Here is a 14261-nt window from a genome sequence, read left to right on the forward strand (position 1 = left end):
ACCTGGCCGGTCAGACGGGCCCGGTCGTCAGGCCGCCACCGCGTTGTCGTACCCGGCCAGGAACTCCCCGACCTCACGCACCGCCTGGAAGGCGCGCAGCCGCTGTGCGGTATCCGCGAGCATGCCGCGGATCCGGGCGGAGCGGACCTGGCCGAGCAGCGCCACCGCCGCGCTGCCGTGCGCGGCCGACCCGGCCAGGTCGCCGCGGCCGAGCCGGTCGTGGGCCAACTCGGCGGTGTACAGCGCGCGGTTGCGGACGAACTGCGGCTGCTGCAGCGCCATGGCCAGTCCGGCGCGCTCGCTGGCCCGGTCCCACTCGCCCAGCGTCGACCAGCACTGCGCCTCGAGACCCGCGATCTCGGCCTCGCCGTAGAAGGACATCCACTCCGGGTCGGACTCGCTCTCGCCGCGCTCGAAGAGCGTGTACGCCCGGCCCAGTGACCGTTCGCAGGACCCGCGGTCGCCCAGCGCCGCCCAGCCGCCCGCCTCGCGCATGGCCAGCAGCGAGCGCAGCCGGTCGGAGTCCAGCCGGCGGGCCGCGCTCTGCCCGGCCTGCGCGGCCCGCAGCGCCTCCCGCGGCCGCCCGGCGTCCCGGGCCAGGAAGGCGCTGTTGCAGAAGACATGGGCCTCCAGCGCCGAGTCGTCGGCCATCCGGGCGGTGGCCAGCGCCTCGGCGTAGAACGAGCGCGCGTCGGCCAGTCGTTGCGAGTCATGGGCCAACCAGCCCACCGAGATGGCCAGTTCGCCGGCCGTGGCCTGCAGTCGCCGTTCGGTGTCCAGCGTGTAGTCGCCTTCGTTGAGCAGCAGGTACGCACTGCGCAGGGACTGGCCGGCGCGCTCGAAGAGGGTGTCGGCGCCATGCGCGTCGTCGGCCGACCGGATGTCCCGGACCGCCTGTTCGACGAGCCGGACGTCGGCGCGGCCGACCCGGCGCGGCGCGCGCGGTGCGGGCGGCGGGAGGGGGAGCGCGGTGTGCGCGGTGTCGGCCTGGGCCGGCCCGTCCAGGCCGAGCACGGTGGCCAGGGCGGTCGGTCCGCCGCTCAGGAACGTACGGCGACGCACGTCGTCGTTCTCCTCGTCGAAATGGTGCGGGGGGTGTTGCGCGGGGCGGCCGCGCACGGCCGTCCGGGGGGCGAAGCCGAGGTCCGCCAGCGACCGGTCCGGCCAGATGTGCCGGAACACCCGCTCGTAGGCGTAGTTGGGACAGCGGATCGCGCCGGCCTCGACGCGTCCGATGTACCGGGCGTCGCAGGAGACGTGTTCGCCGATCGCCCGTGCCGCTCGCCGGATCACGGTGGCGAACTCCGCGGGGGACAGGTCGCCGCGCAGCTCGCGCATCGCGGTGTTGGGGGTGGGCACGGCGGTTGCGGGGGCCATGGTGCGCTCCGGGCTGAGGCGGTGCGGGTGGCGCCGACCGGTCCGGGGCCGGGCGGACGGCTGTGTCTCGGCGGACCCGTGCGGCCCGGGGAGGCGACGGCTAGACAGTACCGGCTGTCACCAGGTCATTACGATGGGTTTGCCGGAGAATAGGCCCTAATTGGTGTCAAAGCAGACATTTCTCGGGAGTTCTGCCATGAAATGCCATGGCTTGCTGTAAGGCGCCCCGTGGCCAATCGGCAGCCAGGCCCGTTGTGTTGATATCGGGCGGTCAGGGGTCGTCGCTCGACGTATCACCCGTCCATCGTCCAGCTCCCGTCGCGTTCATAGCATCGGTTCACTTGTCCCGCTGTTCACTTGTCCCACTGACGGATCATCAGTTTCCCTCGGCCTGAGGGGAACCCGGTGACGATCAGCCGAACACCGGGGAAAGCGGACATGAGAGGCGCGCGGAGCGAACCGAACCAGGAGGGCCCACATGATGGTCATCGGGATGCCGCAGTTCCGCAGTCTGCGCCCGGGCGACGCACCACGCTTCCTCGCCCCGGTCGCCGCCGGCCCGTTGCTGGGGCCGGCGCCGGGCGGCCGGGCGGTCCCCGCGCCCGCTGCCCGCCGGTACGACGTCGTGGTCGTCCCGCTGCGCCTCGGGCTGGAGGCGGTCGACATCCTGAGGCTGCGCCGAGCCTGCGGTTCCGTGGTGCAGGGGGCTGCCGCCGCCACGCTCTTCTTCCTGGTCCCGGGCGGCACGGCCGAGCGCTGGCACCTGCCGGGCACCTCCGGCTCGCCGGGTGCCGCGCCGCTGGCGGCCACCGATCCGCGCTGGCTGGTCCCGCCGGCCGGGTCCGAGGCCGTCGCGGTTCCCACCGACCCCTGGGTGCTGCGCTCCGCCCTGTGCGAGGCCGCCCGCACCCTGATCGCGAGCGGCGTCGGCCCGTTCTGAGCCACCGGGCGGCCCGCTCCTCCCCTCCCAGCTGCGCGTTCTCCCGGTCCCACGAGAGATACTTCGCCCCATGGGACGAGAGCAGCGAGCCCCGCGCAGGCGGCCGACCACCCCCGAGGTACCAGCCGCCACCGGGCCGCGCTCGCACCGCACCGAGTTCGGCCTCGCCGAGCTGGTCCCTGACCGGGACCATCCCCAGGCCTGGTCCCTGCTGCTCGACGGTGCCCCGCAGTCACACGTCGACCTGGCCGACCCCACCCGCCTCGCCTTCGAGTACCAGCGCCGCCTCGGCCACCTGATCGACCTGGCCGCCGAACCCGGCAAGCCGATCCGGGTCCTGCACCTGGGCGGTGGCGCCCTGACCCTGGCCCGCTACACCGCTGCCACCCGCCCGCGCTCGCGCCAGCAGGTCGCCGAACTCGACACCGCGCTCACCGAGTGGGTCCGCACCGAACTGCCGGTGCCGACCGGCTGGCAGATCAAGGTCCGCGGCGGCGACGCCCGTGCGGTGCTGGAGCGCGCCCCCGAAGGCGGTGCCGAGCTGGTGATCGCCGACGTCTTCTCCGGCGCACGGGTCCCCGCGCACTGCACCACCGTCGAATTCGCCACTCTCGCGACCCGCGCCCTGGCCCCCGGCGGTCGCTACGCGGTCAACATCGCCGACGGCGCCTCCCTGGCCTTCGCCCGCTGCCAGGTCGCCACGCTGCTCGCGGTCTTCCCCGAGGTCGCGCTGATCGCCGACCCGGCGGTGCTGCGCGGAAAGCGCTTCGGCAACCTGATCCTGGTCGCCGCCCACACTCCACTGCCGATCGCCGAGCTCACCCGCCGTACCGCGACCGACGCGAGCCTCGGCCGGGTCGAGCACGGAAGGGAGCTGGCCGCCTTCCCGGCCGGCGCCCCCGTGGCGACCGACGCGCTGGCCGCGCCCTCACCGGCACCGCCGCCGGACACCTTCAAGCACGCCGGCCGCTGACGGTCGGCGATCGGACGGGGGCGGCGTCGCGGTGCCGGCGGCGTCGGTGCCCCCGCCGTTGTCAGTGCCCCCGTTGTGCCGGTGTCCGCTCAGTGCCCGCGCGGCAGCCCGCGGTGCTTGTACATCGCCGCTCCCGTGAGCAGCAGCCCGGCGGCGATCGGGATCAGCACCGCACCCGCGGTGCCCGTCGCGGCGAGCGGCGCCGCCGCGACACTCGCGTGGACGGCGGGGTCCCCGCTCAGGCTCGGAACGCCGGCGCGCAGCGGATCCGTCCCCGGCACCGGGCGCTCGGCGCCGCCGGCCGACCGTGCCGCGCTGCCCACCGTGATGCGTCCGCCGTCCCTGGAGGCGGCGAGTTCCACGCTGCGCGTGCTCGTCGTGGCGCCTGACGAACCGTCACCCAGCAGACCGCCCTGGGATGCCCCGTCCGCTCGCGAACCCGCGCCGTCGCCCGACGCCGCGCCCCGTTCCCCCCGCGCCCCGCTCCCGGCGACGGCGCTGCCCCGAGCGCCCGGCGGACCCGCGCCGCCCGCCGGGCCTCGGCCGGCTCGCCCGCTGGTGGCCGCCGACGCGCCGTGCCCGCTGCCGCCGGCCGCCTGCGGATCCGCCGGCTGCCGCTCCTGCGCCGGCACCGCCGGCAGCAGCGAGCCGGCCAGCGCGAACGCGTCCGGCAGCGGGGTGGTCTGCCCCGGCAGTGGTAATCCGCCGGCCCGGATCCGGCTGTGCAGCAGCTGGTCGACCCCGCTGGCATCGGCATCGAGCCCAGTCGTCCCCAGTACCCCCGACACGCCGGCCGGGCCCGCACCGTCACCGGCGGCAGTCGATGTTGCCCCGGCGCCGCCCGCCCCACTCTCGGACCCGCGCCGCCCGGCGCCACGTCCAAGGGCGCCGCTCGGCCCGGCCGGCTTGCCGGGACCAGCCGGCTCAGCAGGACCGTGTGCACCAGAGCTGCGCGCACCAGAGCCGTGCGCACCAGAGCCGTGCGCACCGACCATCCGGACCGCGGTCTCCGCCGGCGCATGGGGGGCAGCGTGTGCGGCGGCCACCCCCAGGCCGAACCCCCAGACTTGCGCCAGTACCGCCCCACCGGCCGCCAGCGCCAGTGGTCCTGGCCGTCGTCCCCCGCGTCCCCGACGCCGCTCCGGTACCCGTGGCCCCGTTGGGCTCGCCGGGCTCGCCGAGGCGAGGGGTGGGGGAGCGGGCGATGACTCGGGCGCCGAGGACGCGTGTTTGGCTCGCACGTGAGAGGAGAACGAGCCGTGCCGCCGCGAGGTCACGCCGGCTGCTGACGCACCGTCAACCGAACGACCGGTCAGCGTCGATTTCCGGCCGATCTGACGGCAGGGCAGTCACGACTCAGGAGTTCGGGCGCAGCGTCCAGAGCACGCTCATCTCACCCGTCACCGCGCCGTCCTCGCGGGTGATCGCCACCGCGACCGGAAACTCGGGGCGCTGCCCCGCGTCCAGCTCCGCGACGATGTCCGCGATCGGGCGGCCCAGTGTGGCGGTGGCCGTGACCGGGCCCATCGCCAGCTTCTTGTAGGCGATCTCCGCGCTGACCGCGAGCGGCACGGCCCGCGAGAGCTGCTCGCCGAAGGCCGCCAGCACGATGCACCCGCTGGCCGACTCGCCCAGCGTGAACATCGCACCCGCGTGCGGACCGCCCACGTGGTTGTGGAAGTCCGGCTGGTCCGGCAGGCGCAGCACGGCCCGCTCGGGGGTCGTCTCCAGGTACTCCAGGTTCAGGGTGCGGGCCATCGGGACGGTGGCGGCCAGCATCTGGCCGATCGTGGGTGTGGTCATGGCGGCCATGTTACTTGCCGGTAGCCTCGGTCGGGCAAGGGGTTCGGCGGACGAGTCGGCTCGCTGCTCGCCGCTGTCGCGCACACTGTCGCCCGCAGAAGCACGAAACGACCGAGGGCCCGATCTCCACTGCGGAGATCAGGCCCTCGGTTTGATGGGGTGAGTGACGGGACTTGAACCCGCGGCCACCTGGACCACAACCAGGTGCTCTACCAACTGAGCTACACCCACCATCTGTCTCGCGCGTTCCCGCGCTGACAGGAAGAACTCTACAGGATCCGAGCCGGTGCTCGCGCCAGGGTTTCCAGCACGACCAGGGCGGACCGTGGTTGTGTGGCGCCGGTCACAGCCGGCGCCACACGGCTGCTGGAATCAGTCGGTCGGCAGCTGGTACTTCGCCGCGATCTCCCGGGCGGCATCGCCGTCCGGACCGGGCAGCGGGACGAACACGGCCTCGCGGTAGTACCGCAGTTCGGCGATGCTCTCCCGAATGTCCGCCAGCGCCCGGTGACTGCCGCCCTTCTGCGGGCTGTTGTAGTACGCCTTCGGGTACCAGCGGCGAGCCAGCTCCTTGATCGAGGAGACGTCCACGATCCGGTAGTGCAGGTGCCCCTCCAGGGCCGGCATGTCCCGGGCCAGGAACCCGCGGTCGGTGGCCACCGAGTTCCCGCAGAGCGGGGTCTTCCCGGCCTCCGGGGCGTGCTCGCGGATGTAGTCGAGCACCAGCCGCTCGGCCTCGGCCAGCGTCATCCCGTCGGCCAGCTCGTCGAGCAGGCCGGAGGAGGTGTGCATCTCGCGGACCACCTCCGGCATGGTCGCGAGTGCCTCCTGGGGAGGGCGGATCACGACGTCCACGCCCTCGCCGAGGATGTTGAGCTCGGAGTCGGTGACCAGCGCGGCGACCTCGATCAGCGCATCGCGCTCGAGGTCCAGGCCGGTCATTTCACAGTCGATCCATACCAAACGGTCGTTCACATGAGCCACCCTACGGGGCATCCCCGCGGGCTGGGCAGTACCGGGGCCGCCCGCGGTGGCCGTCGGTGTCGCGGACTGCCGGAGCGGCGCGGGCCGGGGGGCTCCGTCCCCGGCCCGCGCCGCTCGCTCGTCCCGGCCGGCGCGGGCCGGGGACGGCTACGCCCCGGCCGGGGTGTCGGCCGCTGACGGCGCCTCGGGTGGCCGTGCGCCGCGCTGACCCTGGGCGGTCTCCTCCGCTGCGTCGCGCGCCGTCGACTCGCGCGTTGCTGCGGTGTCGCGTGCTGCCGTGTCGCGCGTCGCCTCCTGGCTCAGCAGGCGGTCCCGGGGCGGCACCTGGCCCGCCGCCGGGGTGCGCGGCGGCACGCCCGGTGTTGCGACACCTCGCCCGCCGGCCGGCTGGCCGTTGGGCTGACCACCCGTCAGACCGGCGCGGCCCGCCAGGCCGCGCAACCCGGCCGCTCCGGCGGGTCGGCCGGACGGGTCGGACCGCCCGGATGCCTCGGCCCGACTGGATGCCTCGGCCCGACCGGAGCGCTCCGGGGACGGCCGCTCGGCCCGGTGCCCGGAGCCGGTGCCCCGTGCGCTCGGTTGGGAGTGACCGTCCTCCGCCACCGCGTGCTCGACCGGCCGGGGCGGGCCGGCCGGACCGCGACGGGTGGCCGGGCCGGGCTGCGGCGGTACCAGCGGCCGGATCCGGTTCTTGCCCGGCGCGGGCAGCGGCGCGGGCTGGCCGGCGCCGCCGCCGGACCCACCCGACCCGTTCGTCGGTCCGGGGATCCCGGCGGCACCGCCGCCGACCGCCGCGCCGCCGTGGCCCCCGAACCCGCCGAAGCCGCCGACTCCGGACTGGCCCGTGGGCCCGCCGACCCCGACCGCACCCGCCGCTGCGGCGGACGCCGGTCCGGTCGCGACCCCGGCCGGGTTCAGCCCGCCGCCGAAGCCGACCGTCGCCGGGTTCGCCGCCCCGCCCGCCAGCCCGACGGCCCGCTCAGCCGACCCGCCCTGGCTGGGCACGCCGACCGCCGGACCCGGTCCCGGGCGGCGAGCCCGGTAGGTGGTCCGGTAGGCGGCGGGGGAGACCCCGAGCTGGCGCCGGAAGTGCCCGCGCAGCGCGACCGGCGAACGGAAGCCGCAGCGCCGTGCGACGTCGTCCACCGACAGCTCGGAGGTCTCCAGCAGCCGCTGCGCCTGCAGCACCCGCTGGGTGATCAGCCACTGCAGCGGCGCGCTGCCGGTGAGGGTGCGGAACCGCCGGTCGAAGGTGCGCCGGCTCATGTACGCACGGGCCGCCAGCACCTCGACGTCGAACTGCTGGTTGAGGTTCTCCAGCGCCCACGTCACCACCTCGGCGAGCGGATCGTTGCCGATCTCCTCCGGTAATGACTGGTCGATGTACTGCGCCTGACCGCCGCCGCTGCGGCGGTTGGGCACCACCAGGCGGCGGGCCAACGCGTTGGCGGCCTCGGCGCCGTGGTCGCTGCGGACCACGTGCAGGCACAGGTCGATCCCGGCGGCCGTCCCGGCGGAGGTGAGCACGTCGCCGTCGTCCACGAAGAGCTCGCGCGGGTCGACGTGCACCCGCGGGTAGCGCTTGGCGAGGGTCGGGGCGTACATCCAGTGGGTGGTCGCCGGGCGCCCGTCCAGCAACCCCGCGGCGGCGAGCACGAAGGCGCCGGTGCACAGGCCGATGATCCGCGCGCCCTCATGGTGGGCCTTGCGCAGCGCGGCGATCGCCTCGACCGGCGGCGGCTGGGAGATCGAGCGCCAGGCCGGGACCACGATGGTGCCCGCCCGGGCGAGCGCCTCCAGGCCGAACGGGGCGGTCAGCGTCACGCCACCAGTGGTGGACAGCGGGCCGTCCTCGCCCGCGCAGACCAGCAGGCGGTAGCGCGGCACTCCCGCGTCCTGGCGGTCCACGCCGAAGACCGAGAGCGGGATCGAGCTCTCGAAGATCGGCGCGCCACTGAAGATCAGCACGGCCACCGTCTCGCGCCGACGCCGTCCCGCGAGCTTGCGCGGTGCCGTGCTCACCGCCGGGCCGCCCACGCCACCCATCCCGCTGTTTCCCGCGGAAACACCGGGATTGCCCGGACCCGAACCACTGCTGTGGCCACCCACGTTGACGGCCTGTCCGGCCGAGCTGATGGGGTGTCCGCTCGTGCTGCCGGCCGGTCCACTCTGGTCGACGGGTCCGCCTTGCCCGCTCAATCCGCTCAGTCCACTCGGCCCGCTCGGCTGGGTGAAGAAGGGGGACGGGGTGCCGGCCGAGGGGCCGAAGGGGCGGGCGGTGGGCTTCGAAGGAGCAGGACTCGAACCGGCGGTGGGGGTCGGCGGGGTGAGCGGGGACGCGGTTCTCGGGATACGACCTACCCGGCCGGCCGGGGACTGGCCGCTGTCAGGACCTGTCTCGCTCCTGCTCACCCTGTTCAAGGCGCCCAAGCCCCCTCGGTGGTGTGGTGTGGTGATGCGGCCCTGCGCAACAAGATCGAATCTACTGGGTGGACCGTTGCCGTTGTGACAAGTTCACCATCCGACGCTATGTCGACATGGCAATTTGGCGTGATGCATTCGATCACGAAGCGTGGCACCCGTCGACCCCTCTGGGAAGGGGGCAGGTGGGTCGATGGCTGGTTGCTGTACGGCGGATCCGCTGTGCTGACGGATCGTCGGGCTCTCGGAGGCCGGTGGCCTGGAGGTATCACGAGCTGTCGCGTGGTCGGCCGAAACTGACTGAAAACAGGTGTTGCGGAGCCGGGCGTGCGCCGCCCGCGTGCGCCTGGCGCACCGGGCCTGAGCGCCCCGACCGCCCGGTGCCGGCCGACGGCCGTCCCCGCGGCTGGGTGGGTGACCCGCCGGAGGCGGCGCGGGTGAGGTTGGAGCCGGCTCGAACAGGCCATGCCGCCTCGGCCCTACCGGTCCCGGCGCTGACTTTCGCGACGACTGATCGCGCGGCCAACAATCTCTGTATTCAAACTTATGATCACAGAAATCGTGACCGAAGAAGCAGGATTGCCTTTTTCTGTCTCGCGTCTCGGGTTGTGCCTCGCCGCGCATTGGTCACAGTCGGAGCAGCCGCCCCGACTGCCCATTCGGCCACGCCATCGGTGTGGCGGCTCCGGCCGGCCGTGACCGTTGCCCGCCTCCACACTTGAACGACCTTCCCACCCCTCGCGGACGTGATTTTCCATCCACACTTGAACGGCCTCAACCGACCACGGCGGCCCGCTCGTTCGAAACCTCCCGCGCGGTCCCCAGCTGTGGGGTTTCGAGGCGCGGGGTCTTGAGGTACCGGCTCCCCGGGTGCGGGGTCCCGACTGTCGGCACCGCCGCCGGGCCGCTCAACTCCTGTTCCGCCAGGACCAGCGCGATGGCCTCGGGCAGACCTGGTGCGCAGAGCGTCGGCCGGTAACTCCGCTCCGACCAGCGACGTCCGTGCCGCAGCCAGACGCTCCGGATGCCCGCAAGGTCGGCTCCCGCGATGTCGGCCGGTCCGTGGTCGCCGATCACCCAGGCCTCGGCGGCCCAGGCGTCGGCGAGGCCGACCCCGCAGCGCTGCGCGGCGATCTCGAAGATCAGCGGGTCCGGCTTGGCGCAGCCGGCCTCCTCCGACACCACCCAGGCGTCCACCAGCGCGCCGAGCCCGGTGCGCCGGATCTTCTCCAGCTGCGGGCCGGTCCCGCCGTTGCTGACGATGGCGATGGTCCAGCCCGCCGTCCGTGCCGCCCGGAGCGCCTGCACGTGGGAATTCGGACAGCTGATATGAGAATTGATCCCCCGCCGGTAGTGCGCGACCAGCCCGTCCATGGACAGCTTCAGGCCGTACCGCCGCCGTATCGCACTCAGCACCGTGTCCCGCGGGACGTAGCCGCCTCCGTCGAGCAGGCAGAGCCAGTCGAGGTCGCCTGGTGGCAGTCCGTACTCGCTGAGCAGCCCGGCAGCCCAGGCGCGGAAGGCGGCATCGCGTGGGAGCAGGGTGTTGTCGAGGTCGAGCAGGAGTAGCGGCATGCGGTGCATGCTGCCAGTGCCGACGGGGTGGAGGAAGCGTGCCTGCCTCGCGATCGTCCGGCTGCGGTCCGGGTCCGGTCCTGCCGCGTTGCGGTCGCCTTCCTGTCTGCGGCGCCGTTCTGCTCCAGCTGTCGTCCCACGGCTGCCTCTGGTGTCACAGGAGTCCTATGGAGCCCCACGGGTATCTGAACTTCGCGAGTCCGGTGTGTGGCCGACCTGTTGCATCGACAGACTCCGTCAGGCAAGCTCCAGGGAACCGCGAGCAGGCGGGGCGTGATCTCGCCGTTACGGGGCGCGCACCGATAACCTCGCGCCGCCGCCATTAGCGGGATCGTTGTCGTACTTAGCCGCAAAGGCTGGGCGGCTGCGTCCGCCCGTCGTACTCTGAAAGGAACAGGTCACTTACGGTGCTGCTCGGCCTCAACCGACTACGTGCCAATGAATGGCCTGCCGCCTGGGCAGCGCTGTCCTTCCTGTCGGCCCATCTCACTCGAAGAGTCGCGATTCATGGCCGGTTTTGAGTCTCCCCGATCCACGGACCCGTTCCGCATTCCCGGCGCCGCGGATTTCTCCGCCACGGATTCGCAGCCCGATTCCGAGCGGTCCCAGCAAGCAGGACATGAATCGCGGTCGCCGCGATCACCGCAGTCAGTTACCGGCGGCGCAAAGGTGCGCCGGGGTTGGCCCAAGCCACGGCAGCGTCGCGAGGAGTCGGCAGCCGCTGCGGCGGGCGATTCGGATGGTGCCGGCACCGCAGCAGGTGCCGGCAAGGATGGTGGAGGCGACGTGAAGTCCCGGCACTCCAAGCAGCCTGCCTCGCTCGGCGAGCAGGCTCCCGGCGTCCAGCCCGATGCGGTCCGGTCGTGTGACCCGGCGTTCCAGCACGGCGTGGTGGTCGGCTTCGACGGTTCGCTGTCCAGTGAACGGGCGCTCGCCTACGCGGTGGGCATGGCCCGCCGCTCCCGGTGCGGCCTGGTCATCGTGCACGTGGCCAACCGTCTGCCCGCGACGGTCTGGGCGGGCTGTGAACCCCCCGTCTTCGTCGACATGCCCGACCACCGCAGCGAGATCATGGGCCTGGAACTGGCCTGCGCGGACTTCCTCGCCGGGGTCCCGTGGATCCTGATCGAGCGCGGGGGCGACATCTGCCACGAGATCGAGGAGGTCGGCAAGGAGTACGCCGCCGACGCGATCGTGGTCGGCACCACACGCGGCCTGCTCGGGCGCCTCTTCGGCTCGGTGGCCGGCCGGCTCGCCCGCCGGGCCAACCGCCCGGTGATCGTGATCCCCTGAAGCAGGGTCAACTGAAGCAGGGTCAACTGGAGCACGGTCGACTGGAGCACGGTCGACTGGGGTGGAGACCAGGTTCGAGGTAGGCGCGGCCGTGGGCGAATGCGGCGGGCAGAACATTCGAACGGCGGTCATTCGAAGCACATGGGATGCGGCGGCCTCGGCGCCGCCGTTACACCGGGTGTGCCGCCAGGCGCCGTTGGTCCTCGAGCCTGGCCGTTCCGGCTACGCCGCTCGCTCTGGGCGCTGCCGTCACCCTGGCGCCCTCGGCATCCTCGATCCGCTGACGACGGTCACTGTGACCGACCCCTTAACTCCTGGGTGCTGCACCGGACTACGGCGGACCGATGCCAATGGTTCCTCCACCCACTCGCCAGCGCAGTACGCCATCGCAGGCGAGCAGACCACGACGGCTCCGGCCCAAGCCCAAGCCAAGCCCCCGCCGGCCCCGCCGTCCTGTCAGCCTCAGGGGCCCCGCCAGCAACGGGACATCCGGGGCCCTCGGTTCTCCGGCGGGCCGATGTCTCCAAGTCGACTCTGACATTGAGTCAACTTCTCAAAAGACCAGCCGATATTCAGCCAATCTGCATCCGTCTTCTATCTTTCCCATTTCCGCCACCTACTTCATCGCCTTCTCCGCCCGCTCGCGGTCCTCGCGCTTGCGCGCGGCCTCGCTCCACGACGCGAGGCGCCAGAGTCGGTGCTCGCCCTGGTCAGTTCCCGGGTGTAGTCGCCGGTTCCGAGTCGCCTGCCTGAGGACTCCACCGGGCCTCGGCCGCACTGCCCGACGCTGACGGACAGTCAGTCACTGCACCCCTGGCGCCCAGTCGAGCCCACAATCAACGGCACCTCGCCAGCAGACCGTCAGGACAACGCCGCGCCAGCCCATGCCCCAGCCGCCGACCAGCGCGGGCGGAGGACAGCGGCAGCTCGGCCACTGGAGACGCAGACCCACTACCGGCGCCAAGCCGGCCGCTGGTCCCGGCGCCGTGTCAGCGGTGACCCGGCAGCCGCTGCGGCGGGCCCACGCGGCTCCCTGTCACGCCTCACCAGCGTGGACACGGGCACGGAGGCATCATGCGCCGGCGATCGATGCCAGCACGCCCCTGGAGTCTGGCACGCTCCTCGCATACACCCACTCATACGAGGGGACGCCCAATCCACCGGCGCAAGTGCTCGCCCCTGCAGCGATCCTCGGTCTCTCTTCACACATCGCACCGCCCAGCTGTACACCCGGGGCATTGCGCCGCACGCTGCTCAGTCGCCCTACCCGAAGCGCTATCCGTGGCTCTGGTCGCCAGGAGCAACGCACCGACTCCCGTGGCACGTTGGGCTCACTCCCGGGGCATGGTGGCTCACGCCCGGGGCTTCCACACGTTGGTGACATCAATACCCGCGCTGGCCGGCCTCAGCTCCCGCCCAGCGGCGTCCGCCCTGGCCTTGACCGACCTTGATCGGCCTTGACCGGATGGGGAGCGTGCAGCTGGTGCAGAGGCCTCGCCCAAATTGTCCTCTGCCAGGGCGCTCTGGCAGAGAACAGCTCGGGGCGGCGACCATCCACCATCTCTCGTGTCTTCGCCAGCAGTTGAGTGACGACAGTCAGGAAGTCATGCCCAACTCCCGCGCGATCAGCATCCGCTGGACCTCGGAGGTGCCCTCCCCGATCTCCAGGATCTTGCTGTCGCGCCAGAAACGGGCGACGGGGTACTCGTTCATGAAGCCGTAGCCGCCGTGGATCTGGGTGGCCTCGCGGGCGTTGTCGACCGCGGCTTCGGAGGAGTAGAGCTTCGCGATGGCGGCCTCCTTCTTGAAGGGTTCGGCGAGCAGCAGCCGGGAGGCCGCGTCCCGCCAGGCGAGGCGTGAGAGGTGCGCGCGCATCTCCATGTCGGAGATCTTGAACTGGATGGCCTGGTTGGCCCCGATCGGGCGCCCGAAGGCGCGCCGGGTGGCTGCGTACTGGAGTGACTGGTCGACGCAGCCCTGGGCCAGACCGGTGGACAGGGCCGCGATGGCGATGCGGCCCTCGTCGAGGATCCGCAGGAACTGGGCGAAGCCGCGGCCGCGCTGGCCGAGCAGGTTGGCTTCGGGAACTCGGCAGTCGGTGAAGGACAGTTCGCGGGTGTCGGAGGCGTTCCACCCGACCTTGGAGTACTTCTTCGACACCTGGAACCCGGGGGTGCCGACAGGCACGATGATGGACGAGATCTCCCGCTTCGACGAGCCTTCTCCCCCGCCTTCACTCGAACGAGCGATCGGTTCGGTCAGTGCGGTGACGGTGACCAGACCGGTGATGTCGGTGCCGGAGTTGGTGATGAAGCACTTCGTGCCGTTGATCACCCACTCCCGGGTGGTCTCGTCGAACCGGGCGGTGGTCCGGGTGGCACCGGCGTCCGAGCCGCCCTCGGGCTCGGTCAGGCCGAAAGCCCCGAGCATCTCACCGGAGGCGAGCCGGGGCAGCCACTCCCGCTTCTGCTCCTCGGTGCCGAAGCGGAAGATCGGCATCGCGCCGAGCGACACGCCGGCCTCCAGGGTGATGGCCACCGAGGAGTCCACCCGGGCGAGTTCCTCCAGCGCGAGGCAGAGCGCGAAGTAGTCGCCGCCCATGCCGCCGTACTCCTCCGGGAACGGCAGGCCGAACAGGCCCATCCGTCCCATCTCCTTGACGATCTCGTACGGGAACTCCTCCCGCTCGTAGAACTCGCCGATCGTCGGGGCGACCACGTCGTTGGCGAACTCGGCGACCGTGCGGCGCAGTTCCTCGTACTCGGAATCCAGGCGGTGGTCGAGCATCTGATCCTCCAGTGGTTCGCCCGGGCGAGTGATCCGGGCGCAGAGTGGTGCGGATGGCAGTAGGGAGGCGACCGGCGCATGCGGGTGGCGCGCACCGGTTCGCGGTTG

General features: G+C 72.4%; 8 protein-coding genes, 1 tRNA gene and 2 pseudogenes. 3 read left to right on the forward strand and 8 right to left on the reverse strand.

Annotation, left to right across the window (positions count from 1 at the left end; all coding sequences use genetic code 11):
- Nucleotides 1–27: 27 nt before the first annotated feature.
- Nucleotides 28–1377 carry a tetratricopeptide repeat protein gene (locus tag P3T41_RS25490; protein WP_280692673.1) on the reverse strand — a complete coding sequence of 450 codons (1350 nt, stop codon included), beginning with the start codon at nt 1375–1377 and terminating at the stop codon, nt 28–30.
- A gap of 478 nt (nt 1378–1855) precedes the next feature.
- Here P3T41_RS25490 and P3T41_RS25495 point away from each other — a divergent pair, with 478 nt between their 5' ends.
- Both P3T41_RS25495 and P3T41_RS25500 read left to right on the forward strand, forming a co-directional pair.
- Entirely contained in the window at nt 1856–2317 is a 462-nt protein-coding gene (locus P3T41_RS25495; protein WP_280692675.1) for a hypothetical protein, read from the forward strand.
- A 70-nt stretch (nt 2318–2387) separates the two neighbouring features.
- Complete coding sequence (locus P3T41_RS25500; protein WP_280692677.1) at nt 2388–3290, forward strand: fused MFS/spermidine synthase; 903 nt, start codon at nt 2388–2390, stop codon at nt 3288–3290.
- An 89-nt stretch (nt 3291–3379) separates the two neighbouring features.
- On the opposite strand, the gene P3T41_RS25505 is transcribed toward P3T41_RS25500, so the two are convergent.
- From P3T41_RS25505 to P3T41_RS25530, 6 genes and pseudogenes are all read right to left on the reverse strand, one after another.
- A complete protein-coding gene (locus P3T41_RS25505; protein ID WP_280692678.1) occupies nt 3380–4078 on the reverse strand; it encodes a hypothetical protein in 699 nt (232 codons plus the stop codon).
- A gap of 568 nt (nt 4079–4646) precedes the next feature.
- On the reverse strand, nt 4647–5102 hold the full coding sequence (locus P3T41_RS25510; protein WP_280692680.1) for a DUF4442 domain-containing protein: 456 nt from the start codon (nt 5100–5102) through the stop codon (nt 4647–4649).
- Nucleotides 5103–5248: 146 nt separating this feature from the next.
- A tRNA-His gene (locus P3T41_RS25515) sits at nt 5249–5324 on the reverse strand.
- A 141-nt stretch (nt 5325–5465) separates the two neighbouring features.
- Nucleotides 5466–6068, reverse strand: coding sequence for an oligoribonuclease (gene orn, locus P3T41_RS25520; protein ID WP_280692682.1), 603 nt, complete (start codon nt 6066–6068; stop codon nt 5466–5468).
- 1035 nt (nt 6069–7103) lie between these two features.
- Nucleotides 7104–8123: pseudogene (locus tag P3T41_RS25525) on the reverse strand (helix-turn-helix domain-containing protein); the annotation flags it as partial.
- 1149 nt (nt 8124–9272) lie between these two features.
- The gene (locus P3T41_RS25530) at nt 9273–10073 is read right to left on the reverse strand and encodes an HAD family hydrolase (RefSeq protein WP_280692684.1); all 801 of its coding nucleotides are present in this window, start codon (nt 10071–10073) and stop codon (nt 9273–9275) included.
- 861 nt (nt 10074–10934) lie between these two features.
- On the opposite strand from P3T41_RS25530, the pseudogene P3T41_RS25535 reads away from it, so the two are divergent.
- Nucleotides 10935–11366 (forward strand): annotated as a pseudogene (locus P3T41_RS25535) (universal stress protein); the annotation flags it as partial.
- 1596 nt (nt 11367–12962) lie between these two features.
- Here P3T41_RS25535 and P3T41_RS25540 read toward each other — a convergent pair.
- Entirely contained in the window at nt 12963–14153 is a 1191-nt protein-coding gene (locus P3T41_RS25540; protein ID WP_280692686.1) for an acyl-CoA dehydrogenase family protein, read from the reverse strand.
- Between the last annotated feature and the right edge of the window lie 108 nt (nt 14154–14261).

Source organism: Kitasatospora sp. GAS204B (assembly GCF_029892155.1).
Lineage (GTDB): Bacteria > Actinomycetota > Actinomycetes > Streptomycetales > Streptomycetaceae > Kitasatospora.